31 protein-coding genes and 1 pseudogene are annotated in these 24,348 nt (G+C 62.8%); 15 read left to right on the plus strand and 17 right to left on the minus strand.

From position 1 onward, the window contains the following. The first annotated feature begins 14 nt into the window (after positions 1-14). Positions 15-2,804 (plus strand): conjugal transfer protein TraG N-terminal domain-containing protein, encoded by a 2,790-nt coding sequence (locus tag ACTIF6_RS22400; protein WP_244387138.1) that lies wholly within the window; start codon positions 15-17, stop codon positions 2,802-2,804. On the opposite strand, the gene ACTIF6_RS22405 is transcribed toward ACTIF6_RS22400, so the two are convergent. Both ACTIF6_RS22405 and ACTIF6_RS22410 read right to left on the minus strand, forming a co-directional pair. Then, a complete protein-coding gene (locus ACTIF6_RS22405; protein ID WP_244387139.1) occupies positions 2,796-3,134 on the minus strand; it encodes a hypothetical protein in 339 nt (112 codons plus the stop codon). The genes ACTIF6_RS22400 and ACTIF6_RS22405 overlap by 9 nt on opposite strands. A gap of 76 nt (positions 3,135-3,210) precedes the next feature. Then, positions 3,211-3,546, minus strand: a complete 336-nt coding sequence (locus tag ACTIF6_RS22410) for a hypothetical protein (RefSeq protein WP_244387140.1) — start codon at positions 3,544-3,546, stop codon at positions 3,211-3,213. A 323-nt stretch (positions 3,547-3,869) separates the two neighbouring features. Between ACTIF6_RS22410 and ACTIF6_RS22415 the strand changes: the two genes are divergently transcribed. After that, positions 3,870-4,274 (plus strand): MarR family winged helix-turn-helix transcriptional regulator, encoded by a 405-nt coding sequence (locus ACTIF6_RS22415; protein WP_244387184.1) that lies wholly within the window; start codon positions 3,870-3,872, stop codon positions 4,272-4,274. 80 nt (positions 4,275-4,354) lie between these two features. On the opposite strand, the gene ACTIF6_RS22420 is transcribed toward ACTIF6_RS22415, so the two are convergent. After that, positions 4,355-4,597, minus strand: a complete 243-nt coding sequence (locus ACTIF6_RS22420) for a hypothetical protein (RefSeq protein ID WP_244387186.1) — start codon at positions 4,595-4,597, stop codon at positions 4,355-4,357. 389 nt (positions 4,598-4,986) lie between these two features. Here ACTIF6_RS22420 and gmk point away from each other — a divergent pair, with 389 nt between their 5' ends. From gmk to ACTIF6_RS22435, 3 genes are all read left to right on the plus strand, one after another. After that, positions 4,987-5,607, plus strand: a complete 621-nt coding sequence (gmk, locus tag ACTIF6_RS22425) for a guanylate kinase (RefSeq protein WP_439589986.1) — start codon at positions 4,987-4,989, stop codon at positions 5,605-5,607. Between the two features lie 29 nt (positions 5,608-5,636). Then, positions 5,637-5,840 carry a DNA-directed RNA polymerase subunit omega gene (gene rpoZ / locus ACTIF6_RS22430; protein ID WP_068171949.1) on the plus strand — a complete coding sequence of 68 codons (204 nt, stop codon included), beginning with the start codon at positions 5,637-5,639 and terminating at the stop codon, positions 5,838-5,840. Between the two features lie 106 nt (positions 5,841-5,946). Then, on the plus strand, positions 5,947-8,196 hold the full coding sequence (locus tag ACTIF6_RS22435; RefSeq protein ID WP_439589987.1) for a RelA/SpoT family protein: 2,250 nt from the start codon (positions 5,947-5,949) through the stop codon (positions 8,194-8,196). 9 nt (positions 8,197-8,205) lie between these two features. On the opposite strand, the gene greB is transcribed toward ACTIF6_RS22435, so the two are convergent. The 3 genes from greB to ACTIF6_RS22450 form a co-directional block, all read right to left on the minus strand. Further along, entirely contained in the window at positions 8,206-8,757 is a 552-nt protein-coding gene (greB, locus tag ACTIF6_RS22440) for a transcription elongation factor GreB (protein WP_439589988.1), read from the minus strand. 381 nt (positions 8,758-9,138) lie between these two features. After that, complete coding sequence (locus ACTIF6_RS22445) at positions 9,139-9,729, minus strand: hypothetical protein (protein ID WP_439589989.1); 591 nt, start codon at positions 9,727-9,729, stop codon at positions 9,139-9,141. A gap of 92 nt (positions 9,730-9,821) precedes the next feature. Continuing rightward, entirely contained in the window at positions 9,822-10,268 is a 447-nt protein-coding gene (locus ACTIF6_RS22450) for a universal stress protein (RefSeq protein ID WP_204733635.1), read from the minus strand. A gap of 214 nt (positions 10,269-10,482) precedes the next feature. Here ACTIF6_RS22450 and ACTIF6_RS22455 point away from each other — a divergent pair, with 214 nt between their 5' ends. Beyond that, entirely contained in the window at positions 10,483-10,713 is a 231-nt protein-coding gene (locus ACTIF6_RS22455; protein ID WP_439590001.1) for a hypothetical protein, read from the plus strand. Next, positions 10,694-10,987 (plus strand): putative Na+/H+ antiporter, encoded by a 294-nt coding sequence (locus ACTIF6_RS22460; RefSeq protein ID WP_439589999.1) that lies wholly within the window; start codon positions 10,694-10,696, stop codon positions 10,985-10,987. The genes ACTIF6_RS22455 and ACTIF6_RS22460 overlap by 20 nt, the downstream gene beginning before the upstream one ends. 302 nt (positions 10,988-11,289) lie before the next feature. Here the strand turns inward: ACTIF6_RS22460 and ACTIF6_RS22465 are convergent, their stop codons facing one another. Then, complete coding sequence (locus ACTIF6_RS22465) at positions 11,290-11,688, minus strand: hypothetical protein (RefSeq protein ID WP_439589990.1); 399 nt, start codon at positions 11,686-11,688, stop codon at positions 11,290-11,292. A gap of 141 nt (positions 11,689-11,829) precedes the next feature. On the opposite strand from ACTIF6_RS22465, the gene ACTIF6_RS22470 reads away from it, so the two are divergent. Together ACTIF6_RS22470 and ACTIF6_RS22475 are read left to right on the plus strand one after the other, a co-directional pair. Next, on the plus strand, positions 11,830-12,162 hold the full coding sequence (locus ACTIF6_RS22470) for a hypothetical protein (protein WP_439589991.1): 333 nt from the start codon (positions 11,830-11,832) through the stop codon (positions 12,160-12,162). Beyond that, positions 12,155-12,310 (plus strand): hypothetical protein, encoded by a 156-nt coding sequence (locus tag ACTIF6_RS22475; RefSeq protein ID WP_171019937.1) that lies wholly within the window; start codon positions 12,155-12,157, stop codon positions 12,308-12,310. The genes ACTIF6_RS22470 and ACTIF6_RS22475 overlap by 8 nt, the downstream gene beginning before the upstream one ends. A gap of 137 nt (positions 12,311-12,447) precedes the next feature. On the opposite strand, the gene nhaR is transcribed toward ACTIF6_RS22475, so the two are convergent. Further along, positions 12,448-13,383: a transcriptional activator NhaR gene (gene nhaR / locus ACTIF6_RS22480; RefSeq protein WP_322271062.1), complete on the minus strand. Its 936-nt coding sequence runs from the start codon at positions 13,381-13,383 to the stop codon at positions 12,448-12,450. 134 nt (positions 13,384-13,517) lie between these two features. On the opposite strand from nhaR, the gene ACTIF6_RS22485 reads away from it, so the two are divergent. The 3 genes from ACTIF6_RS22485 to ACTIF6_RS22495 all read left to right on the plus strand — a co-directional run bounded on the left by ACTIF6_RS22485 (position 13,518) and on the right by ACTIF6_RS22495 (position 15,560). Then, complete coding sequence (locus ACTIF6_RS22485; protein WP_439590000.1) at positions 13,518-13,892, plus strand: HPF/RaiA family ribosome-associated protein; 375 nt, start codon at positions 13,518-13,520, stop codon at positions 13,890-13,892. Between the two features lie 301 nt (positions 13,893-14,193). Further along, complete coding sequence (gene floA, locus ACTIF6_RS22490; RefSeq protein ID WP_289509295.1) at positions 14,194-15,174, plus strand: flotillin-like protein FloA; 981 nt, start codon at positions 14,194-14,196, stop codon at positions 15,172-15,174. A gap of 14 nt (positions 15,175-15,188) precedes the next feature. Further along, the gene (locus ACTIF6_RS22495; protein ID WP_439590002.1) at positions 15,189-15,560 is read left to right on the plus strand and encodes a hypothetical protein; all 372 of its coding nucleotides are present in this window, start codon (positions 15,189-15,191) and stop codon (positions 15,558-15,560) included. 63 nt (positions 15,561-15,623) lie between these two features. On the opposite strand, the pseudogene ACTIF6_RS22500 reads toward ACTIF6_RS22495, so the two are convergent. Beyond that, a pseudogene (locus ACTIF6_RS22500) lies at positions 15,624-16,186 on the minus strand (hypothetical protein); the annotation flags it as partial. A 197-nt stretch (positions 16,187-16,383) separates the two neighbouring features. Between ACTIF6_RS22500 and ACTIF6_RS22505 the strand changes: the two are divergent. Both ACTIF6_RS22505 and ACTIF6_RS22510 read left to right on the plus strand, forming a co-directional pair. Then, the gene (locus tag ACTIF6_RS22505) at positions 16,384-16,821 is read left to right on the plus strand and encodes a CBS domain-containing protein (protein WP_322271059.1); all 438 of its coding nucleotides are present in this window, start codon (positions 16,384-16,386) and stop codon (positions 16,819-16,821) included. 162 nt (positions 16,822-16,983) lie between these two features. After that, positions 16,984-17,376, plus strand: coding sequence for a transposase (locus tag ACTIF6_RS22510; protein WP_439589992.1), 393 nt, complete (start codon positions 16,984-16,986; stop codon positions 17,374-17,376). A 147-nt stretch (positions 17,377-17,523) separates the two neighbouring features. On the opposite strand, the gene ACTIF6_RS22515 is transcribed toward ACTIF6_RS22510, so the two are convergent. From ACTIF6_RS22515 to ACTIF6_RS22545, 7 genes are all read right to left on the minus strand, one after another. After that, the gene (locus tag ACTIF6_RS22515) at positions 17,524-18,417 is read right to left on the minus strand and encodes a universal stress protein (protein WP_439589993.1); all 894 of its coding nucleotides are present in this window, start codon (positions 18,415-18,417) and stop codon (positions 17,524-17,526) included. Positions 18,418-18,528: 111 nt separating this feature from the next. After that, on the minus strand, positions 18,529-18,750 hold the full coding sequence (locus ACTIF6_RS22520) for a P-II family nitrogen regulator (protein WP_439589994.1): 222 nt from the start codon (positions 18,748-18,750) through the stop codon (positions 18,529-18,531). Between the two features lie 28 nt (positions 18,751-18,778). After that, positions 18,779-18,895, minus strand: a complete 117-nt coding sequence (locus ACTIF6_RS22525; RefSeq protein ID WP_322271084.1) for a sodium-dependent bicarbonate transport family permease — start codon at positions 18,893-18,895, stop codon at positions 18,779-18,781. Between the two features lie 471 nt (positions 18,896-19,366). Next, positions 19,367-20,827: a GntP family permease gene (locus ACTIF6_RS22530; protein ID WP_439589995.1), complete on the minus strand. Its 1,461-nt coding sequence runs from the start codon at positions 20,825-20,827 to the stop codon at positions 19,367-19,369. Between the two features lie 40 nt (positions 20,828-20,867). Beyond that, positions 20,868-21,914 carry a patatin-like phospholipase family protein gene (locus ACTIF6_RS22535; RefSeq protein ID WP_322275999.1) on the minus strand — a complete coding sequence of 349 codons (1,047 nt, stop codon included), beginning with the start codon at positions 21,912-21,914 and terminating at the stop codon, positions 20,868-20,870. Positions 21,915-22,342: 428 nt separating this feature from the next. After that, positions 22,343-22,729, minus strand: a complete 387-nt coding sequence (locus ACTIF6_RS22540) for a hypothetical protein (RefSeq protein ID WP_439589996.1) — start codon at positions 22,727-22,729, stop codon at positions 22,343-22,345. 18 nt (positions 22,730-22,747) lie between these two features. After that, positions 22,748-22,954: a universal stress protein gene (locus ACTIF6_RS22545; RefSeq protein WP_439589997.1), complete on the minus strand. Its 207-nt coding sequence runs from the start codon at positions 22,952-22,954 to the stop codon at positions 22,748-22,750. A 391-nt stretch (positions 22,955-23,345) separates the two neighbouring features. Between ACTIF6_RS22545 and ACTIF6_RS22550 the strand changes: the two genes are divergently transcribed. Continuing rightward, the gene (locus ACTIF6_RS22550; RefSeq protein WP_204735640.1) at positions 23,346-23,621 is read left to right on the plus strand and encodes a DUF2934 domain-containing protein; all 276 of its coding nucleotides are present in this window, start codon (positions 23,346-23,348) and stop codon (positions 23,619-23,621) included. 302 nt (positions 23,622-23,923) lie between these two features. Here ACTIF6_RS22550 and ACTIF6_RS22555 read toward each other — a convergent pair whose 3' ends face one another. Beyond that, positions 23,924-24,151 carry a hypothetical protein gene (locus tag ACTIF6_RS22555; RefSeq protein ID WP_439589998.1) on the minus strand — a complete coding sequence of 76 codons (228 nt, stop codon included), beginning with the start codon at positions 24,149-24,151 and terminating at the stop codon, positions 23,924-23,926. Positions 24,152-24,348 lie beyond the last annotated feature (197 nt).

Below are 24,348 nucleotides of genomic sequence, written 5' to 3' on the forward strand. Positions count from 1 at the left end.
GAAGCGGTACGGCCATGTGGGAGATCTACGCCTACCAGAACGCCGACAGTCTGTTCGGCGTGTTCAACGCGGCCGCGGCCATCCACGCATCGAGCGACTACGCATCAGCCGTCGCCGCGGTGGCCTTCTGCGGCTTCGTGGCGGCCTTGATCGCCTATGCCTTCGCTCCGGAGAAGCTCCAAGGATGGAAGTGGCTCGCCTCCGTGGTGCTGGTCTTCGGCGTACTGATCGTGCCGCGCGTCACGGTGGGCATCGTCGACCGCACGGGTGGTTCGGCAGTGCGCGTGGTGGACAACGTGCCCTTTGGGGTGGCGGTGCTGGGCAGCCTCACCAGCACCATCGGGCACACCCTGACGGGCCTCTTCGAGACCGCCTTCCAGGTGATCCCCGGCATGGGCGCGCTGCCGGCCGAGCTGTCCTACGAACGCAACGGGCTGATGTTCGGCAATCGACTGGTGCGCGAGACGGGCAACGTGGTGTTCCAGGACCCGGCCTTCAGGACCGACCTGGTGAACTTCATCCACAACTGCACGACCTACGACCTGATCGACGGGACGCTCGATCCAGCCACCTTCTCATCGTCCGATGACGTTTGGCCCCTGATGGCCTCGCCCAACCCGGCGCGCTTCAGCACGCTCACCGGTGCCGGCGGCGCCGTGGGCGTGGACACCTGCCCCAACGTCTACCTGAGCCTGAACGGCCGGCTGCCGGCGCAGATCCAGCGCATTGAGGGACGGCTGGCGTTTCAACTCAACCCGACGCTGCCGGGCACCGCGGCAGCGGCTGCCATTGCCGGCCAGATCCAGCAGGCCTACCTCAAGAACAGCATTGCCAACGCCTCGGCAACCGCAGCCGACATCATCCGGCAGAACGCGATGCTCAACGCGCTCGAGGACACGGGCAAGATCGTCGGTCAGAAGGTCAATGACCCTGCGGCCATGGTGCTGGCCGTGGGCCGGGCCCAGGCCGTGGCGCAGATGAACGCCTCCTGGCTCAACTTCGGCAAGGTGGCCGAGCAGGCGCTGCCCGTGTTCCGCAATGTGATCGAGGCGGTGACCTATGCCCTCTTCCCGCTCTTCGTGCTGCTGCTCCTGCTGACCAGCGGGCGCGAGACCATGATGGCCTTCAAGGGTTATGCAGCCATCCTGATCTGGATCCAGTTGTGGCCGCCGCTCTATGCCATCCTCAACTACATGGCGTCGATCTACGCGGCCTACGACCTGGCTGCCGCCGCCGATCTCGGAACCGGTGCGAAAGCGCTGGCCCTGCAAACCTCGTCGGTGATCTATTCGCGCGCGCTGTCGGGTGAGGCCGTTGTCGGGTATCTCGCGATCAGCATTCCGTTCATCGCCTGGGCCGCGTTGAAGAGGATGGAGAACTTCGGCACGGCGCTCGTGGGGGGACTGTCCGGTCTGCAGGCGGCGTTGTCGGGCTCCACGGCCGGTGCCACGGTGGGCAACACGTCGCTGGGCAACGTGTCGATGGACCAGATGCAGCTTGCGCCCAATCGCACGTCGGCGTTCATGGGCAGTTGGCAACACGATCTCAGCGGCAACACCTTCTCATCGAATGCGCTCACCGGCACGACGGCGGTCAGCCTCCTGCGCAACCAGGGTTTCGCATCTCGGGTGGTTTCGATGCGTGTGTCTGAACAGGATGTACAGGACGCCAGCAGGCAGGTGGATGCCGCGCGCGGCGAGGCCGTCGCGGCCAGCAACGAGCGCTCGTCTGTGCTGGCGGAGGCATTTACGAGAGGCGTGGCCAAGCTGCGCTCTTCCCGCAGCAGCACAGGCTCGACGTCGAGCAGCTTCGAGCAGTACGGAGAGACGCTCAACCGGTTAGATGCAATAAGCAAAAGCGTAGCCGACACCACTGGGCTTACTCAATCTCAGGTCGCACGCATCGCGCTTGGCGCGTCAGGCCACCTGGGCCTCAGTACACCTCTGGCTGGGTTGCATGGGACGGCGGTGGCGGACAAGAACTATTCATCAGGGCTTTCTGCAGCTGAATTGAAGGCGCTGTCTTCCCTTTCGAGCGACCAACTGCAAGAGTTCAAGCAGTTTGGTGACAGGGCATCGCGTGATTCGAGCTTCATGAACGTCATCTCGAATGACGCGCGTGAAGCGCAAGACCTATCGGCACGCATGTCCACTACTGCGGCGCGCTCGAACCGCGCCGATGCCAGCCTTGCGGAGCGCAGCGCGTTCGCTGAACGCGTCTCTACGGCATACGAGCGAGGCGAAACCATCTCCATCGACATCGCCCAGGACCCGCACAACCTTGCCATGTTCACCCGCTACGCCGAGCAGTACGGGGGCAGTAGTGCATCGGCCCGCGTACTGATGGAGGCGGAACTTGCCCGGCAGTCGCTACGCCCGAATCAAGTGTTCTCAGATGGAACCGCCGTGCCCACAGCCTTCGGGCACCTTCAAGCCCAGCACCAGCGGAACACCCGCGACCCAGGACTGGCCCCCGACCTCACAGGGCGCCACCAGTCGAATCAGAATGAAGCGCGCCGGTTTGGCGGCGGTGCGGCCCCGGCCGCGCCGGGGGCAGGTGCTTCATCAGCGGTGCGCAGCACAGTCCGCGAGGAAGGCGAACGCATCAAGGCAACCACATCGGCCGAGCAGGTGGACTTCGATCGTAAAGCTCAGATCACGAGAACTCCGGATGGAACACTTGCATCGGAGAGATCTTTGTTGCTGCAATCAGGAAAACAAGTGAAGGAAGACGCTGCACCGCTCGTCAATGAGGCCAAGGATGCAGTGAAGGACGCTCTACGAAAGAAGAACGGCTCAAACTAGCTTGTCGGCATCAAGCATCCGATTCCCATGTTCAGGCCTCGGTGGCTTCATGAAAGGTGGATGCCCCTCATCCCGCCAAAAGTTCGCTGCAAGGTCGCGACCGGATGAACCCCCTCCGGGGATAGGTTCAATCTCCTCTTCACTTTTCCACTGACGTCGAACCTGGGGCTGACGTTTGCCAATCTGCGACAACCCACCTCCAATGGCCCCACCAAACAGCGCGCCCACGGCCATCATCACAGCGCGGACGCCCCAATCATCGTTGCGCGCTGACACGTAGCCTGCCCCGATGCCCAGCAGCAGAAAGAACAGAAAGACGGCTTTTCGCATAAAACCTCCAGCGGTCCACTATCAGTTCGACGATGCCAACGCTGCCGCGAAGAAGGTCCCAACCACGCAGAATGGTTCAGACCCACTTATCGGCATCAAGCATCCGATTCCCATGCTCCGGTCTCGGCGGCTTCATGAACGGCGGATGCCCTTCGTCCCGCCAGAAATTGGCGGCCAGATCACGACCGGAAGATCCTCCACCAGGGATAGGCTCAATCTCTTCTTCTGTCAGAAGTCGACGGCGATGCGGCTGACGCTTCCCAATCTGCGACAAACCACCGCCGATCGCACCACCAAACAGTGCCCCTACGGCCATCATGACGATCCGCAGCCCCAAGTCGTCGTTGCGTGCAGGCAGGTATCCGCCAGCGATGCCCAACAGGAGGAAGAAGAGGAAAACTGTCTTGCGCATGGTTTGTCTCTCGATCGATACTGCCACAGTCCACGCAGTCGTCAAGGCCACCCACATGGCGACCCGCGTTGCCCTACCACACCCTTCCCCACCACGTCGGGCCCTGCTCCAACGAAGTGCTTTACGGCCATTTAGTCCAATCGGCTAATTCGCCAGTTCAGCTGAAACAATGCAATGGAAGTCAGCGGACATTCTGACGTTCTCCACCGATGCCACCACCATCCACCTCCCAGCCCCCAGTGCTCAACCGATCCTCGGCGGGGCAGCCAAGCAGCCGATTGAACTTATCGCCAACGGGGCCCGCTCGCACGCAAATCGGCCTCATGCTGCGGGAGCTGGAACGGGCTTTCGAAAGGTCGCTTGAGAAGGAGAGCGTCGAGTTCGGGGTCACACCCTCTCAGGTTGACATCCTGACCGTTCTCTCCATGAATCGGTGGCTTGGGATGACCGCGATCGCGAGAGAACTCGATATCGACCGCTCTACAGCGGCGAAGGCTGTGCGCGCCCTGGTGGCCAAGGGCTGGGTCGTTCAACGGGCACATCCAGTCGACCTGCGCTACCAACGATTCGAGCTAACTGACGACGGGTTCGTCGCAACGCAGGTCCTGCTTGCGCGGGCTGACGCCGCGCAGCAGAAGGTGATGTCACCCCTGATGGGCCGGGACCAGCATGCTTTCATGAACATGCTGAGCGAAATGGTCGACACCGCGTCAAACGAAGGTCGTTGAACGTCTGCATCCCGGAACAGCGGTAGGACGGTCCAGCAGACCGGCTGCGCAAGAGGCTCCTTGGGACCGCACCCTTTCGATCAGAAGCTGCCGATGCGCAGCTTTTCAACCATGCGCGCGTTGGACAGACCGTAGACCCCCTCCCCAGCGCGGTTTCGGCGCCAGAAGTACAGCCCGCCGCTGAAGGCCATTTTCCAACCGGTCCAGGCATCGCGCGAACCGGCGATCTCCAGCGTGCCCACGGTCGCGTGGTTGGCCAACTGCGGCAGACCATGCCATAGCGCGTAGTCGTTCTCCAACTCACTACCCAGGCGGTTGAACAACCCGTGACCTCATTGACACCTTGGCCCTTGCGCAAGGTGATGTCGGCGTACCGAAGGGGTTCGGTGATGCGCTGCAGTTGGTCAGCGACGAGGGCAGATTCAAATCACGCGCTCAGCAAATTCGCACGAGATGGACGTCATCTCTGATGTACGCAAGCTGCCCGCATCTCACCGTGGCGGCAAGCACGAGGATGGCGTACCGCTTGCTAAAATCCCGGAGTATGTTTCTGTCTGGAACACGCATTGAACCAGTTTCATGCAGTGCCATCCGGCCGCATGTTTCTTGGCGGGCTTATAGGCGGGTTCAAAGGGTATTGCCGCGTGAAATTCCATAAGAATCAACAACTTGCAGCGCCACTCGCGCTTCAGGTCCAAAACATTGAGTGAGCATGGAATACCCCGGAAACCTGTTCGTCGTCGCGGCACCCAGCGGGGCCGGCAAATCCAGCCTGGTCAAGGCGCTTATGGAGCTGGACTCACGCGTCGTGCCCTCGGTCTCGCACACCACCCGACCACCCCGTGGGCAGGAGCTGCATGGGCGGGAGTACTACTTTGTCAGCAAGGAAACCTTCGACCAGATGGTCATTCAGGGCGGTTTTCTTGAATGGGCCATGGTGCACGGCAATCGATACGGCACGTCCAAGCAAGCCATTGAGCAGCGCATGAACCAGGGGGCAGACGTGGTGCTGGAGATTGACTTCCAGGGCGCCATCCAGGTCAAACGCATTTTCCCCAACGCGGTGCTGATCTTCATCCTGCCGCCCAGCCTGGAAGAATTGCGCTCACGGCTGGAGCGCCGGGCGGAGGACAGCGCGGAGGTGATCGAACTGCGCCTGGTGAATGCCGCCACCGAGATGGCCCACGCCAGGGAATTCGACTTCGTTATAATCAACGAGTTGTTCGAGCGGGCCCTGTTTGACCTCAAGGCCATCGTCCATGCCCAGCGGCTCAAGTTTTCCGCCCAGCGTATTGCCCGCGGCGATACCTTCAAGGCGCTCAACATCCTCTGATTCCTCGCCCATTTCCCCGGAGCACCTCCATGGCCCGCATCACCGTCGAAGATTGTCTGGAAAAGATCCCCAACCGCTTTCAGCTCGTGCTGGCTGCCACCTACCGCGCGCGCATGCTCAGCCAGGGGCATGCCCCCAAGATCGAAAGCAAGAACAAGCCCGGCGTGACCGCCCTGCGCGAAATCGCAGACGGCAAGATCGGACTGGAGATGTTGAAGAAAGTCCCGCTCTGACGCATCAAGACGTCTCTCCAGACCCGAAAAACACCGCTTCGCGGTGTTTTTTTTCGCCGGGAATCCCTCTCAGGCGTGGGTTGGCGTCTCGCGCTAAAGTACCGGGATGATGTCCACGGCCGACAACGGCACCCTTTCTCCTCCTGTAGACCAGGCGCATCCGGCCGCCAGCGCAGCTGCGGCGAGCTTCGCCGCGCTGCTGGGCAAGCTTGAATACCTGGGTCCGGCCGAGATCGAGAGCATCCGCCAGGCCTACCGTTTTGCCGACGAAGCCCACCTGGGCCAGTTGCGCAAGAACGGCGACCCGTATATCACGCACCCGATCGCGGTGGCAGCCCAGTGCGCCGAATGGAAGCTTGATGCACAGGCGCTGATGGCCGCCCTCATGCACGACGCCATCGAGGACTGCGGCGTCACCAAGGAAGAACTGGTGCAGCGCTTTGGTGCGCCGGTGGCCGAACTGGTGGACGGCCTCACCAAACTCGAAAAGCTGGAGTTCGATACCCGCGAGCAGAACCAGGCCGAGTCTTTCCGAAAAATGTTGCTGGCCATGGCCAAGGACGTGCGCGTCATCCTGATCAAACTGGCCGATCGCACCCACAACATGCGCACAATGGGCGACATGCCGCGCTCGAAATGGCAGCGCATCAGCAGCGAGACGCTGGAAATCTACGCGCCGATCGCCCATCGCCTGGGTCTGAACTTCACCTACCGGGAGCTTCAGGATCTGGCTTTCCGCTTTCTGCATCCCTGGCGCTACGAGGTGCTCTCCAAGGCACTGAACAAGTCGCGCAACCGCCGACGCGACCTGATTGCTCGCGTTCAGCGTGAGGTCGAGGCAGAGTTCAGCCAGCACGGCATGACGGTGCGCATCCTTGGCCGGGAGAAGACGCTTTACTCGGTCTACCGAAAGATGGACACCAAGCACCTGTCCTTCTCGCAGGTGACGGACATCTACGGCTTTCGCATCGTGGTGCCAGAGCTGACGGACTGCTACACCGGCCTGGGCGTGCTGCACCAGCTCTACAAACCCTTGCCCGGCAAGTTCCGCGACTACGTGGCCATTCCGAAGGTGAACGGCTACCAGTCCCTGCACACCACGTTGATCGGTCCGTTCGGCACCAACATCGAATTCCAGTTGCGCACCCATGCGATGGACGTGGTGGCGGAATCCGGTGTGGCGGCGCACTGGCTCTACAAGGCCAGCGAACCGGGCAGTGACATGTCGCAGCGGTTGGGCACGCAATGGCTGCAGTCGCTGCTGGACATCCAGCAGGAAACCCGAGACGCCTCCGAGTTCTGGGACCACATCAAGATCGATCTCTTCCCTGACGCGGTCTACGTCTTCACTCCCAAGAGCAAGATCATGGCGCTGCCGCGAGGCGCCACGGTGATGGACTTCGCGTATGCCATCCACAGCGATGTGGGCGACCACACGGTCTCTGCCCGGATCAATGGCGAGCAGCGCCCATTGCGCACCGAACTCGCCAACGGCGACGTGGTGGAGATCATCACAGCCGACAATGCCGAACCGAATCCGTCGTGGCTTTCTTTCGTGAAAACAGGGCGGGCACGCTCCAAGATCCGGCACTACCTCAAGACCATCGCCCAGGACAAGTCGCACGACCTTGGCGAACGGATGCTCAGCCAGGCGTTGCGCTCCGAGGGTATCTCCAGCCTGCCCGCCGAAGAAGGCCCCTACAGCGCCACCTGGGAAAAGCTGCTGCGTTTCACCGGCAGCAAGTCGCGCAGCGAATTGCTCTCCGACCTCGGCATGGGCAAGCGCATCGCCAGCATGGTGGCCAAGAAGCTGGCCGTGTTGCTGGCCGAAACCGGCCTCAAGCCCGATGCGCTGCTCATCAGCACCGAGCGCTATGCCAGCGGGCGCGACGAGTCGGTTTCACAGGGTGTGGTCACGCTCGATGGCAGTGAAGGCATGTCGGTGCAGTACGCCCCGTGCTGCAAGCCCATCCCCGGCGACCGCATCGTGGGCTACCTGGGCCGCGGTGAAGGCCTGGTGGTGCACGCCGAGGATTGCCCCACCGGCAAACGCCTGCTGCTTCGCGACAGCGAGCGGTTCCTGGAAGTGGAATGGGCCGATGAACCGGTGCGCTCGTTCGAGACCGCGCTGGTCGTCACCGTGGCCAATGGCAAGGGCGTGCTGGCGCGCGTGGCTTCGGCCATTGCCGCCGCCGAGGCCGACATCACCCATGTGGACATGGGCGAAGAGCCGGCGCAGACCGCCACCGACATCCGGTTCACTGTGGCGGTGCGCGACAGGCAGCATCTGGCCGACGTGCTGCGCAGCCTCAAGCGAACGACCTCGGTGATCAAGGCCCAGCGCTTCAAGCCCTGAGGGTGTTGCTCAGGGAGCCGGGTAATCCACGGAAAGAATTTCCAGTTCCTGCTCACCGCCCGGGACCATCAGGCGCACCACATCCCCCACTCGCGCTTTGAGCAGGGCTTTTGCGACCGGTGAAACCCAGCTGATCTGGCCCTGCGCGCTGTCGGCTTCGTCGACACCCAGAATGGTGACCGTCGTCTCCACACCCGCCGTGTCCACGTAGCGCACCGTGGCGCCAAAGAACACTTGGTCGCTGCCATGGTGGATTGAGGTGTCCACGACTTCGGCAATTTCCAGTCGCCTGGTAAGGAACCGGATGCGCCGGTCAATCTCGCGCAAGCGCTTCTTGCCGTAGAGGTAGTCGCCGTTCTCCGAACGATCGCCGTTGCCGGCCGCCCAGTGCACCACGTCCACAATGCGCGGCCGCTCCACGTCGATCAAGGTGAACAGTTCGGCGCGCAGCCGGTCGTACCCCGCGCGCGTCAGGTAGTTCTTGCCACCGGGTGCCGGTGCCTCTGGAACATCATCCTCATCATCGCTGGAGTCGGATTCGCGGGTGAATGCCTTGCTCATGGTGATGAAACTCCGCCAAAAAAGAAAAAACCCGCAGCTTTTGGCTGCGGGTTTTTATTTGGTGCGGCTGGCAGGAATCGAACCCACGACCCCTTGGTTCGTAGCTACCAGATCATCTTTAAGTTGTTGATTTATATGGGCTCCGTGCCCGCTCAGTGTACCAAAACTACCCTGTTTAGACATGTATTTCAGAGCCCAGTCCCGCAAAAGTCCCGCAGAGAAATTGCGTGCGAAGACACATCGACCAATTTCTGCGAACGGGGCGAAGACGTTTTCTGTAGCTTGAGCAGTCGCCCGGTGAGTGTTGTGAAGCGACAAAAGTGCGCCCGCTCCTTCTGAGCTGTCGGGGAGATAGGTGTTAATAACTATATCTTATCGTGGTTAATTTACAGCACGGAGCAGGAGGCTCGAAAGAGCCTGATCGACCTCTCTATTCGTTGCTAGCTCAGATCCAACATTAAAGGCGGCGGCGATGTGGACGCTTGCGGCTCCCAGGTTGCGGTGGATCCTGATCTTTCGAACGATGGGCCACCAGACGTAAAGGAAGATCTGGAGCGTGCTCCACATGGCGACCCAGCCGCCGATGAGCAGGCTCTCCTTCAGCAACTTGAGGAAGGTGTTGTTGGCAAAGCTGGGCAGGAGATCGGCGGCAATCAGGCAAAGCGCCAGGAAGCCAATGCCGATGCCGATGCCGATGCCGATGCCGATCAGCAGGCTGGTGCGCACTTCCAGCAGAAGCAGGCGCAACGTCCGTTTGGCCAGCACCGACTTGTATTCTTCGAAGTCGTTGCAGATCGCCTCGGCAACCAGTGGAGCAGGATCCTCCAGTGGCATCTTTTCGATGTGGACGATGATGCGAAAGTGGCAGACCTGCGGGAACTCCAAAGCCCAGCTTTCCAGGAACTTCTTCGCATCGGTGTCGAGATCGAGGTCGCGGTGATGAAACGGCGTCGGATCCATCGAGTTGAACAACTCGGGCAGTTCGACTACGCGGAGTTCGATCTGGTGGATGGGTGGGTGGATGATTTTTCTTCATTTCAAGCTCCACTCGCGGCAGCACCCTATCAGTTGGCAGCATCCGATTCGGTGTGCCTAATGATCGTCACCGGAACCTTGGCGGCGTGAAGCACAGCCTGCGACACCGAGCCGAACAACGTACCGCGCAGGGTGCCCAGGCCTCTGGAACCCAGAATGATGGCGTCACAAGCAAGGCGCTCGGCCAACTCGACCAGCGTTTGCGCAGGGTCGCCTGATCCGATCTCACGCTCGAAGCTCACGTCAGCCGCGTTGAAGAGCGCTTCGGCGCCCTCCAGCGCACGCGAGCCCACCGCGCCGCTGACCCGTTCCAGCACGTCGGCGTCGGGAGCGAGCATCAATTCGTACAGATAGGTCGGTTCCTGAACGGTGGCCAGGACGAAGGTCGCATTCAGGCCTTCACGCTTCAGTCGCAAGGCATGGCGCACGGCGTCCAACGCCCGTTCGGAACCATCGACGGGTACGAGGATCTTCATGACTCAACTCCTAGTTGATTTCTGCAAATGTGGCCGAACGGGTGGGTTCGCCCCCCACCGGGATTCACCCTCAGGTCCGCTGCGCCCACCACTCGCAAGGTCTGTCCCAGCATCGAGGGCGTGATTCGCGTGATGCCTCGCTCGGTGACGTGGACGCGCGCCTTGTCCTGGCCGTGTCATGTCAGCCTGGAGGCTGTCATGCAACACGCAGCGATTGTCCACCGCCTTCCGCCACAAGACCGTATTCTTGCCGATCACCACATCGGGCACGCCCGTTTTACAGCAGTTGCTGAACGCGAAGTCGACTATCAATCTCTTGCGTGGCCTTGATGTGGTTGGTTTCCAAGCCATCCTCGTTGCGCTTCATGTCTTGCAGGATGAACGCCTAGATGTTGCCGATGGCCATCACGGCCGGCGTGATCATCATGGGCTCGCTCGTGCATAAAACGAACGAACGATTCAAGTGTCCGCTTGTCACTGGCGCGCTGACCAGCGGGGGCCTGACTGTCATCGCCAACGCGCCCAACCCGGGGGAGCAATCCCGCGCGGGAACTCCGACCAGGGCGTCATCAGCCCGTATGGGATGTTCTCCACCGCGCTATCACCCACCATGGCCGCGATTGAACGGCCACGGCCTAAACGGTGCAGCCGGACGCGACGCAGACGCAGGCGATGGTCGGATGGGCGTCGTGCCCACGAACACGGCAAGCGGTCAATGATGGCCACCCGCAGCATTGAACCAAGATCTTCAACATGGCAGGCCCCCGTTCCGCTGGCGTAAAGGCGACGGGCCCCGACACCGGCTGTTCGTGCAGGTCAGGCCGGCGCACCGTTCGATCGTTGACGGCTGCCCGTGATCAAGGCCGCAAAGCGGCAGTCGGAGAGCTACCCACAGGCCCACAGGCCCACAGGTTCAGGTTGGGCATTTAGGCAGATTTATGGGACCTTTCGCTATGCAATTTCCTGATTTTTCGAAGGTCCGCGACGCCCTATCGTTGGGCCAACTTTCAACCGATGGAGATCAGTCATGCATGTGCTCTTTCAGTCCCGCGATCCGGAAGGTGCGCAGTTGCGCGATCTCGCGGTGCGTCGCGTGCGCTTTGTGATGCGCCGTCCCGCCTGGCTCGTACCGCACGCCAAGGTGCAACAGTCGGACGTCAACGGTCCGCGGTGGCGTGGACAAACGTTGCCAATTGGAACTGAAAACCGACAGCTCCGGCACCGTGGTGATCACATCGATGGCGCGCGATTGGCGTTCTGCTCTCGAAGGCGCGCTCGCGCGCGCCGCCCGGGCGTTGGTGCGCATTTGGCGGCGCACGCATGGCCACGAGCGTTCCGGCCAGCGCGCGATCGGTTTGGATCGCTGAACAAGGTGAAAGAAAGCCTGAAAAAGATGACGCAAGCGGTCAAAGGCTTGCAAGTGCCTGTCAGTGCCTCGTTACGACTGGTGTGAAAACGCCATCTTCGGCCAATCCGGTCAACCTGTTTGCAGAGAGTACAGATCATGCGTTCCTAGCCGAACAAAAACCCGCAGTCAGCTTCCCGCATCATCGCGTTGGCCTTGCTGGCCGACGGCAGCCTGAGCAAGGCGGAGTTCGACGTCCTCGACAGGCTCGGCGCCCATGAACAACTCGGGGTTCAGTCCGAAGAGTTGCAGATAACCATGCATACCGTCTGCGAGGATCTGCTCTCGGCGGCGCATTTGAGGCGCGCGGACTCGTGCGAAGTGGATCCTCGAATGCTCTGCGAGCTGATTGCCGAAATCGATGATCCGGAATTGCGCCACAAGATGCTGCGCCTGTGCGTCGCGGCGGTCAAGGCTGTTGATCAATGGGTCCTATATCGCGAGATGCTGCGGACGCAGCCCTCCTTATGGGGCGTCGAACGTGTCTGACTTCGCATTCCTGGTCGCGCTACTCGGGGGCGTCGTCTTGCTGGGTGCCTGGCGCGAATATGCCAATGACAACCAGCGTGACGCCAAATTGCTGGCGGCATTCGGTGCGGCTGGCACGCTGGCGGGTGCGGCCATGTGGCTGGCTTGATTGTCACGACCTCGAACGTCACCCAGCCAAACGACCAGGACCGGCGCAGCAAAGTCACCCCGGGAGTCTGCAGACCATCAACGGGACGGCCGGCACCGCTCAGGCGAGCGAAGGCCTGAATCGTGTCATGCGTCATGTCAAAGCGATGCCAGTCGGCGCGTGCGCCTAGCGTTGGCGGGCGGCGCGAACAACTCGTTTCTCGCTGCCTGAGTGATCGCGACGACACAAGGATGCGTGACGCGCCGCTCGACAGAGATAGCGAAGAACTCGGCCAAGACTTCGGCTGCAGCGCCCACGTCCTTGACACCGAACTGCCTCTCGATTTCCTTCGCCAGCACCGTGGGAGCAACGAAAACTCCCGCGCCGCGGCGACCGAACTCTTTGGCCAGCGCACTGTCGTCGAACTCGCCGACGACCAGCGGCTGCAACGAGCGCTCCTGAAACCACGCACGCAGTCGCCGCCCAACCGCCGAGTCGTCGCCCGGCATGAGCATTCGGGCACCGTCGAGACAGCGCGGGAAAGGTCCTTCGAATGTCTCGACCAACGCAGGCGCCGCGAAAAAGCTGACCCCCGAGGCGCCGAGCTGATGATTGAAGGCCTTGACGCTGATCGATGTCGGCATCGGAGTGTCGGAAATCACGAGATCGAGCCGGTGCATGGCCAGCGCGGCCAGCAGACCTTCGAGTTTGCCTTCACGGCACACGATGCGCACCCGCTCCGGCAACTGGGTCGCCGGCTCCAGCAGCCGGTACGCAATGGCTTTGGGCACCGCGTCGACCACCCCGACCTTGAACTCCAGCAGACGCCCCTTTGCCTTGTGCTCGCGCACCGCCTCGCTGAGTTCGGCCCCCATCGAGAAAATTTCTTCGGCATAGCCCAGCACAAGGCGGCCCGCATCGGTGAGCACTAGACTGCGCCCGCTCTTTGCAAACAGCGCGCTGCCCATGGCCTCTTCGAGCAACTGGATCTGCCCGCTGATGGTCTGCGGCGTCAGGTGCAGTTGCTCGCTTGCGCGCGTCACACTGCCTGACTTTGCCACCTGCATGAAGTAGTGGAGGTGTTTGTAGTTCACGGTCCTACCATCCTCTTTTTTCGAACCTTTAGTCTATATCTTTCGAGTTTACACATGTGACCGCAGCCACTAAATTAACCAGGTCGCTGCGGCAATCAACCATAGAGGTACGCATGAGAGTCAGTGTTCAAAGTATGGGGGTTCCAGCCACGCCCGCGTTGATCGATCACGCCGATCGCCGCCTGCGGTTCGCGTTGACCCGCCACAGTGACCGGGTGAAGCGCGTTGCCGTGCGATTTGGTGACGAGAACGGCCCGCGCGGTGGCGTCGCTAAGTTTTGCCAAATCCAGGTTTACCTGGTCGATGCACATGTCGCTTGCTTCAGGGACATCGGTACCGATCTGTACGACGTGATTGAACGGGCGACAGATCGAGCGGGCCGTGCGGTGGTCAAGCATCTGGATCAGTCGCGAATGGGCCGGCGCACTGCGCCCAACAAAGTGACACAGCTGCAGCATTCGTCCGACGGTGCAACCTACCCGACTCAATTCAAAGGAGAAAATACGTGAGATCGAAACAGACATTCCCGCAGGCCGTCGCTCAGTCTGCAGCGACCAGAGCGCTATACATCGATGGCGCACAACGCAACACCGTCTGGTCACTGTTCGTGACGCTGTCCTTCATCGCTGCGGGCACAGCGGCAAGCCTCGCGTCGCAGCTGTCGCATCCCGGGATCTTCATCACGCTGCTCGGTCTTTTCAGTCTGTGGTACGCCTCGTCGAGGGTGACCCGATCAACGTCGAGGCGAGCCGCGACGACTGCCGACTCGTCGCGCGGAATGTATTGCACATCAACAAACAGGGCTGACGAATGAACGAAGTCATGACGGGCTTGATGGGCGGCTTCGGCTTGCTCATCGCAGTGGCGGCGGGGCTGGCTCTGCTGCTGTATCTGGTGCCAATACCGCTGTGGATCGCCGCATGGGCTTCAGGCGCATACGTGGGAATGTTCACGCTCATCGCAATGCGCCTGCGCCGCGTTCCACCCGGCACTGTAGTCACGGCGCGGATCAGCGCGGTGAAGGCCGGCCTGGACATCTCCATCAACGACCTGGAAGCCCACTTTCTCGCGGGCGGCAACGTCGTCAGGGTGGTCAACGCCATGATATCGGCCGACAAGGCCGCCATTCCCTTGCCCTTCAAGCGCGCCGCAGCCATCGATCTGGCCGGGCGCAACGTGCTCGAAGCGGTGCAAATGTCGGTCCTGCCCAAGGTGATCCAGACGCCAAAGATCGCGGCTGTGGCCAAAGACGGAATCCAGCTGATCGCGGTGTGCCTGGTCACGGTGCGCACAAACATCGATCGCCTGGTTGGCGGCGCCGGCGAAGAGACAATCATCGCGCGGGTCGGTGAAGGCATGGTCAGCACCATCGGATCGTCTGCCAGCCACAAGAGCGTGCTCGAGAGTCCGGATCACATCTCCAAGCATGTCCTGAGCAAGGGCCTGGACGCGGGCACGGCCTACGAAATCCTGTCGATCGACGTCGCCGACGTGACCGTGGGCGAGAACATCGGCGCCAAGCTGCAGATCGACCAGGCCAACGCCGACAAGCAGATCGCGCAGGCCAAGGCCGAAGAGCGCCGGGCCATGGCCGTCGCGCTGGAGCAGGAGATGCGCGCGCGCGTGGTGGAGGCCGAAGCCGAGGTGCCGCGTGCGATGGCCGAAGCCTTCCGCCAGGGCAATCTGGGCATCATGGACTACTACCGCATGAAGAACCTGCAGGCCGATACGGTGATGCGCCACGAGATCGCCGGCAACGGCGGCGATCCGGCGGCCAGCGCCAGAAAGTGACGAGCGCGACAGCGATGGACATACCTGCGGAACTAATCTATGGGTTGGTCTTTGCCGCCATCCTGCTTTTTCAGTACGTGATGAAGCGGTTTGGTCTGCTGCCGACGCCCGATGCGGAACCCCGGCAAGCACCGCTCCCGCCGGAAACCGCCGAGCAAGAAGCGCCGCTGGCGGACAGCCCAAGGAGCGCGCAGTCCACCCCTGCAGCTTCGCCGGCCCTGCCCGGCCGCGCCTCGTGGCTCGGGGCACCCGCCGCCATGGAGACGACGTCGACCGCCGGCCGGGCCACCTTGCTGCTCGGTAACCGGCAAGACCTGCAACTCGCGGTCTTCAGCATGACGGTGCTGGGGCCGTGCCGAGCTCTCGAGCGGCCCGATGATCGGTAGTCTCGCGCAAGACCGGATTGCTCCGTGGCCGGGGACTGCCGTCTCAGCCCGGTGGCCCCGCCAGCTGCGAAGAGTCAAGAGGTCTTCTTGAGCGAGAGAGCCGGGACATGGGAGCGACGCCACCGATACCTTGATGAGCTGATGCCAGTTGTAGAGGTGATTCCAGTCGTCGAACGCGGCTGTTCTCTCGCTGGAGTTCTGGTAAGTGAAGCAATAGGTCCACATGCGCCGGGTCGACTGAATGAAATACCCGAACATGCTGATGGTCTGCGGTCGGAAGAGTTTAGTGAACCGGTGGCGAATGCCCCGCTCTTTGAAGGCCAACGCAAAGTCTCCTAAACAGAAGGCTACTCCGTTGTGATGAGCCGGCGCTGACTGCGCACCCCCAGATTGCCGTAGTAGGCGTGCGCGTTGCTCAGGACCTGCACCGCGTTGCGCGTCTTCTCGCATGGGATGAGCCACTTGCGGCGCAGTTCTACCAGGGTCAGGCCCTTGGCGGGTTCGATGGCGCGGGATACGTGAGACGGGCACGAGGACGCGTCAACCCGGCCTTCTTGGCCCAGGGCCAGGAAGCAGCCCAGACACTTACGCGCCGTGGGCGCGCTCATGGTGATGTCTCGAACCATTTAGATTCGACGCGCCAGCGTAAGTCGGGCATTCTTATAGATGTTCATTTGGTTGAGTTCATTGAGGGTTCCGGGGGTGTGGTGATTCCCGCTCACTCAAACTCAACTCAGGTGAACAAAAATAGCCTGTTGGACCTTCACAGCCACCCTACCCGCCGGCTGTGCCGGCACCGCCCATCCACCACAAGGAGTTCGACATGACTGTTCAGCGCATTCTCGACAGGCAGCCGAAGCGCACCGCTTCGACCATCACACCTGACACCACGATCGCTGCGGCATTGCAGTCCCCCGGGCTCGAAGACGGGGGCGCCCTGGTGGTGAGCAGCGACGGCAGAACCATAGAAGGCATCATTACCGTGCGCGACATCGTACGTGGATTGAAAAGCATCGGCCCCGATCTGTTGAATAAGTCCGTACGGGATCTGATGACCGCAAAGGTTTTGACCTGCGCTCCACAAGATCGAGCGGTGGGCATCATGGCGCTCATGATGTCCAGGCATGTGCACCACGTACCGGTGCTGACCAACGGTACGCTGGTCGGCATGGTGACCGTCCATGACCTGCTTCAGCTGCGTCTGGAGGAGGTTCTGTCAGAAGCGGAGGCCATGCAGAAATACATCGGCGGCAGCGGGTGACCGACTGTCCCCCGTCGTTGCGCCGGTCGATCTTGCCCCGATGCTCGTCAGGATCGGCCAGCTGGCGCTGGAGAATGATGTTTTAGAAGGCGCGCTCACCAAGGCGGGATTGCTGAGCGCAAAGCGATTATCGACCGTGAACACCCCTACCTGCTGCGCAAGGTGGCCATCACGCTGGAAGCCTGTCATGCGCACGAGATCATCGAGCAGGCGTTCGCCCGCTTCGGGGTGCCCGAGATCGTCAACACCGACCAGGGCAGCCAGTTCACGGCCGAGGAGTTCACCCATGCGGTGCTATCGCGGGGATGTCGCCTGTCCATGGATGGCAAGGGTGCGTGGCACGACAACGTGTTCGTCGAGCGGCTGTGGCGCACCATGAAGTACGAGCGGGTGTACCTGCAGGCCTACGAGGCGGTGAGTGCTGCCCGCTCAGACCTGGACACCTACATCGACTGGTACAACCGCGAGCGCGTGCATTCGCGCATCGAGGATGCGAACGCCCGAGCAGGCTTACTGGGCGTTGCTGCCCGAGCTGGCCGTGGCTGCCTAGAATGAAAATCCAGGTGCGCCCCGAGTTGCCCACCGGCCCGAGCGGTTCGTCGAACAGCGACCGCCGACGTGGACAACTCTGCACCTCTTCAACCCGCACGCAGTCTCTTTATCTCTCGGGGTAAAACTGTTCAAACAGGCGGGGCCACGTCTCTACTTCTCCCGCACCAGCAGCAGCGCGGTCCGACAACGCGACGCCACGCGGGTCGCGACCGAGCCCATTAGAGCGTGCCGGGCTGCTCCGAAGCCGAGCGACCCCATCGCCAGCAGGTCCAGCCTGCTCTTCGTGACATGCATAGCGATGGCATCGCCGGGCACCTGCCCGACCAAGCGAACTTCGGCGGCCGTGATGCCGGCTCTGGCAAGAAGCTCATGGGCCGGCTTAAACACGTTCTCGAACGCCGCATTCTGCATGGCCTCGACCTGCTCTGGCTTGATGCCGGTCGACACCTCGCGTTCAATCCAGCCCGGCACAACGATCTTCGTCAGGTCGGGAACGACGTGAATAAGGCTCACCGAAGGCGACGCGCCGAACAGGTCCCGGTTCCTGGCCACGAAGCGCGCGACGGCTAGGCCGTAGGGGCTGCCGTCCAGCGCAATGCCGACTTTCAGCGAATCCCGCTTGGGGATCTGAGCCCCGCGCAGGATGAGCAGTGGCTTGGTGCATGAGACGGCCACAACGCTTGCCACCGAGCCGAGTAGCAGCTTCTTAAGTCCCGTGTCGCCGTGCGAACCCATAACGATCAGATCAGCCCGGTCGTTGGCAACGATCGACGCCAGTTCGTGCGCCACGGTACCAACAACGTACCGTCCTGCGGCGTTCGCACCAGCGCGCTTCAGCGCCGCCGCCGAAGTCTTTAGCGCCTTCGCCGCTTCTGACTCGTGGTATGACTGCACCATTTCGCGCCCCAATGCACGCGCGGCACGTGATGGCACCGGATACTGGATGTTGAGCAGTTCAACTTCGGTGGGGTTCTTCAACAGGGTGGTGCGCGTCGCGACGAACGCGACGGCTGCCTTGCTGTACTCACTGCTATCGACGGGCATTAGGATACGCATCCGGACTCCTTTGGTTACTTTGATGAAATAGAGCGCTTAGAACTTCTCGGACCGCAGCACCTCGACGTCGGCCACTAGCCGGATTATCGATTCGTTGTCTTAGTGCGCTCGCGCAGCGCTGATGGCGAGCGCCGTCTCGGCAGCGCCAAGCACCTCCACGCGGATGTTGGCGTGCGGGCCCCAGGTGGCGTCACGCCGGCCCCGACTGCCCTTGCCGCGCGCGTCGGTCACCGTGTAGCCACGCGCATCCAGCGACTCGAGGTCGCGCAGAAGCGTGGTCTCAAGCGCGGCCTCGCACACGACGGTCAGCAGTTTGATCATGCCTGTCTCCGGTAGTTGCATTGCGTGCTCAATGTATTGCTTTCTGCGCGAGCCGGTGATACAGCGGAATGCCGACCAGCAGGTTGAACGGAAACGTGACGCCCAGCGCCGCGCCGATGGACAGGGCCGGATTGAGGGCCGGCAGGGACTCATGTAAAAACTCGCAGAAACGAGCTTGTGGAAGGTCTTACATGGACGTTTCCAGAAGAGCAAGATTCGGCGGCGTGAAGGTCTGAAGGGTTTGCCGTCTTACATTCGGCCTGTCGGTGCAGGTCTGCACCGAACTTGAGTTCACCCCGGCTGGGCCGCGACTGCGTAGGCCAACAGCCCCAGGGCCGCTGGCATAGGCCGAAGGACCGGGTCTCGGGACAAAACGTTGCATGGTGCTCCTCGGGTGAGCTTCGATCCGGATCCCGTGCGCATCGCCCATGCCACGCGCCCCGTCCGCAGGTCGAGTTTGCGGGTGTTCTGCAGGTCTGTCGTTGCTCTGGCGCAATCGAGCCTGCATCTATGCGAGACTCGTCGAGCGGGGCCGTACGGGTCAAACGACAACGAAAGCGCGGGCCGCGCAAGCGGCGAGCCGCAGTGCCCGCCGACAGACGACCACGCCGCGGCTTCAGAACGACCCGAAGCGGGTGCCCAGCACGACGACCGCGGCCAGCGCCAGCAGCGGGGCCAGCACCGCCACCACGAAGATGTCGAGGTAGGACTGGCGGTGCGTCAGCTTGCAGATAGCCAGCAGCGTGATGACGGCGCCGTTGTGCGGCAGGGAGTCGAGGCCCCCAGTGGCGATCGACGTGACACGGTGCAGCAACTCGGGCGAGATGCCGGCGGCGCGCCCCATCTCGAGGTAGGTGCTGCCGAGCGTCTGCAACGCGATGCTCATGCCGCCGGAGGCCGAGCCGGTGATGCCGGCCAGCAGGTTGACGGCGACCGACAGCGACACCAGCGGATTGCCGGGCGCGATGCCCAGCACGGCATCGCGGATCAGTGCAAAGCCGGCCAGCGAGGCGATCACCGCGCCGTAGCCGACCTGCGACGCCGTGTTGAAAATCGGCAGCACCGAGGCGCTGGCCCCGGCGTCCAGCGTGGCCTTGAGCGTGGGCAGGCTGCGCCGCGCCAGCACGATCAGCAGCAGGTTGGCCAGCGCGAGCGCCGCGATGATGGCCCAGGTGCCCAGCACCGCGTCCAGGCGCGTGGCGCCGTACAGGGCCGTGGCCAGGTAGCTGCTGTCCAGGCCCGGCAGGATGTGGGCGCTGAACACCCAGTTCAGCGCCACCACGGCCACGATGGGTGCGATGGCCACGCCGAAGCTCGGCGGCAGCGCCGGTGACGTGGCCCCGCCCTGTGGGCCCAGTTCGGCCACGTCGTAACCCTCGCCCTGCGCGTGCGGGCGCACGCTGCGCGCCAGTAGGGCCGGGCTATCGGCATCCGCGCCATAGCCCTCCCCGGCGGCCGCCGCCTGGCGCGCACGGCGCAGCAGCCACAGCGCCCCGAGCACCCCCATGACCGCACCGCCGATCAGCCCGAGCCCGGGCGCCGCGAACGGCGTGGTGCCGAAGTAAGGCATCGGAATCGCGTTCTGGATCGCCGGGGTGCCGGGCAGTGCCGTCATGGTGAAGGTGAACGCGCCCAGCGCAATGGTGGCCGGGATCAGCCGTTTGGGCACGTCGACGGCGCGGAACAGTTCGACCGCGATCGGGTACACCGCGAAGGCCACCACAAACAGCGACACGCCGCCATAGGTGAGCACCGCGCAGGCGAGCACGATGGCCAGCACGGCGCGGCCTGCGCCCAGCCAGTCGACGATGCGCGAGGCGATCACGCGCGCCGCGCCCGAGTCTTCCATCAGCTTGCCGAACACCGCGCCCAGCAGGAACAGCGGAAAGAACAGCGCGATGAAGCTGCCGAGCGCCTTCATGAAGACCTGCGTGTAACTGGCCAGCAGCGGCGCGTCGGGGCTGAGCAGCACTGCGAGCAAGGCCATCAGCGGCGCCAGGATGAGCACGCTGATGCCGCGATAGGCCAGCCACATCAACAGCGCCAGCGACAGCAGGATGCCGGCAATGCTCAGCATGGCGAGACTCCCGGGGGCACAATGCAACAAGTGAGGAGTGTCATGTCAGGAAGGGTTCCAGCGCCAGGGTGGAGCGGCGCCCTAAGTGGGTGAAGTTGGTTTCGAGCCAGGCCTGCGCAGCGCGATGGCCGATGCGGTGCAGCCGCGTCAGGAACGGCCACCCCGCATTGAGCTTGCTCGCGGCGCCGAGGCCGGCCAGCTCGGCCTCGGCCTCGATGCGGTGCATGCGAAGTGCAGCGACCTGCGTGAACAGTGACGCTCGACCCGCACCGGGCGGCACGCCCTCCAGGCGCAACAGTTGCTGCAGCAACGCCACCGAGCGCAGTTCCTTCACCAGGCTGCTGTTGAAGGTGATCTCGTTCAGACGGTCGAGAATGTCCGCGGCCGTGGTTGGCAGCGCCTCGCGCCGCGACGGGTTGATCTGCACCAGCACCAGGTCGTGCGCCGGGCTTTCGGAAATCAGCGGCAGCAACGACGGGTTGCCGAGGTAGCCGCCGTCCCAATAGGCCTCGCCGTCAATTTCGACCGCGCGGAACAGCAGCGGCAGGCAGGCCGAGGCCATCACGGCGTTGGCCGACAATTCGGACTGCCGGAATTCCTTCAGCGCACCGGTGCGCACGTTGGTTGCGGAAACGAACAGGCGCACCTTGTTGCAGCCGCGCACGCGCTCAAAATCAACCTCTGCCACCAAGATGTCGCGCAACGGGTTGATGTCGAGCGGGTTCATCTGGTGCGGCGACAGCGAGCGGCCGACCCAGTCCAGGTACATGCCCAGCGGTGAGCCCTCGAGCGACCAGTTGCCGAAGAACGCACCCAGCGCCTGGGGCACCATCGGGCCGCGCCCGGACGCATTGCTGACCCGGCTCCAGAAGCGCCGCAGGGCCTCGCGCGCGCCCTCGCGCCCCCCGGTCATCAGCCCGTCGGCCAGCACCACCGCATTCATCGCCCCGGCGCTGGTGCCGCTGATGGCGTCGATCTCGATGCGCTCGTCCTCGAGCAGGCGATCCAGCACGCCCCACGTGAACGCGCCGTGGGCGCCGCCGCCCTGCAGCGCGAGGTCGATGTGCCTGATACGGCGCGATGTCATGTGGCAATGCTACTGCACGCGGCGACGCAGCCCGCTTGCGGATTCCGGGTCAGCCTGGATCTCCTGACTTGCGAGCCTACGTCAGACCGTCAATCACCGACGAAATCAGGTCGATGGGCAAGAGGGAGACGAACGTCGAGGTTTTTCCCCGGCCATCGCGGTCAGCGTGTTGAGGTAGCGCAACAAAATCCCCTGCTTGGCGTGCACCAACCTCTGTACCGCTTCCAGCAGCTTGTCGGAATTCCGCCCCCCCTTTGGCGCAGACCCATGAAGCCGAGGTCCCGGCCGCGAACGCAGGTTGCGCGCACCTCATCGCACCACCAGCACATCGCTAAGCGCAGCGTAGATCACTTTCGGAGTCATGCTGCCGAGGTCTTGGTCGGTGGCTGTGCACAGGCCATGGTGGCCCGCGACCACACGATCCGCGCTTATTTTCGCGGCAGCGACCAGGATCGCCCGCGCCGGCAGCGAGTGGACAGGCGCTGCGCGAACCGCTGCAACCCGCCTTCCGCCTGGGTATGTAGCGATTCCGGCATCAGGCGCATAGGTTCGCCGCAGAGACCGCCCCATCCAGCGCTGCCCGATGCCGCGTCCAGCGAATACAGCAGGTGAAGGTGCGTGGCCGGCAACAGATTGACGGCAAGGGACGCGGTCCAAACGAAGTCTTCGCACAGGCTGACGACCGACAGCATCTTGTCGCAAGGCCGGTCATCGGCCACACGCACGATCAGGATCGCGCATGGCGGCCTGCGTACAAACATCAAAGCGGTGGTGCTCCGGCCCGAAAGTGCGGGTTCGACACGCGAGCCGATCACGACGAGGGCGCCTGCATGCTAGTCGACATACGCGTTGATCACCTTTGGCGGTGGTCCGACGCCGCAGAGGACGCCCTTCAGGATTTGCCAGGAACCGATGTCGAAGGCAAGCAGCAGGCGCAGCGAAACGCGATGCGTCGCCGCCAGTTGCGCCGCGCGGTGTACGACAGCGTCCGAGGCCGGCGAGAAGTCGGTCGCCGCCACAATGCTGCGAAGTGTCGTCATGGTGCAACGTCTCCCGGTGACAGTCCCGGTCATGCCGCAGCATGCGAACCAGCACCAGCGATGTTCAGGCATTCCATCTCGACACCGTTGGCAGGCATCAATCGATGCCCCAGCTGTGGACTGAACACAGGTCCCTCCGCGAGCGCGCGAGCGATAGTGAACGGCAGGTCGATTCCCAACGCCGCTCCGGTCAAGAACCGGCCGGCGCGATCGAGGCACTGGTCTCGGCCGTCCGGACTGGTCGCGGCAGCGCCTGGAGGAAATGTTCACCCAACTCACATGAATTGACGCAGCGCAACGGTACCCACCCGGATGCGCCTATATTCAGGCCTGCGGTAGCGGCGTCGCGATGCCTCTGCAGCGAACCTACTTTCAGCCAGGAGATCCGACTATGCCAGCACAACTCAGCGAAACCGCGTGCACCCGTGCCGGGCCCGAGCCGAGTTCTGCACAGCAAGAAGCCGTCGATGCGACGCAGGTTGCTCCAGACGATCCGCGTCAACAGGCGATTCGCCAGGCTGCCTACGCGCAACTCGAAGCGCGCGGCTGTGTCTACGGGCACGAACTCGAAGGCTGGTTGAAAGCCGAGGCGGAGGTCGACGCGCGGTTGCAGCAGGTACCTGCCGATTCACTTTCAGGCAAGGCGCTCACGCAGACCAGCGCTTGATCGAGCCACTGCATGGCGGTACCGACCGATCGGCCCGGTCACGCCTGCCATGCGCTGCACACCAGCACCACGGCGACGGGCAAGCGTACGGTTTAGCGCGCGCTCCGTGCCAGAACTTGCCCAGACTCAGGCTGGCGCGTATACGCGACCAGCCCCGGCGGTATAGCGCAAAGGCAGCGGGCGCCTCCTACAGCGACTCCGCCGACAGTCAGTGCGGCAATGACCAACAGCGTGAAGAGCGCGGTCCCGAGCCAGACACACCCGATATCGACGCGAACACTTCGGGCAGCACCATGAAGGCCTTAGGCAGGGCCCTCGGGTCGCATCAACGCAGACCAGTCGGGCGATGGTGAGAGCCCGTGTTCCAAGCAGGTGGCCAACGGCACCGGCCCGATGTGGCGAGGGTGCAGGCCGAGCTTGGGGCCGACTACAAACAGCAGTACCACGAATTCGATCTGCGACAGCACATCGATCTGGTCATGCACCTGCACCACGCCGACCCCGGCCAGCCCGGCGACCAGAGGCAGCAACGCGATTTGGGTGCAAGGCCTTTTCTTCGATGGCACTCAGGTCGCACGAGCCGTGTGCAGGGCGACGGGAAAGTGGTTCTGCGGATTCAAGGTGACCAGCTACCATCCCACATAATAGAGACTAGGGCGTGTTAACACTAATACCGATCGTGTCGTTTGCGCTGGACAATATTGGGCATGGAGATCACGCCCGCACA

The sequence above is a fragment of the Hydrogenophaga sp. genome, from assembly GCF_051860785.1.
Taxonomy (GTDB): domain Bacteria; phylum Pseudomonadota; class Gammaproteobacteria; order Burkholderiales; family Burkholderiaceae_C; genus Hydrogenophaga.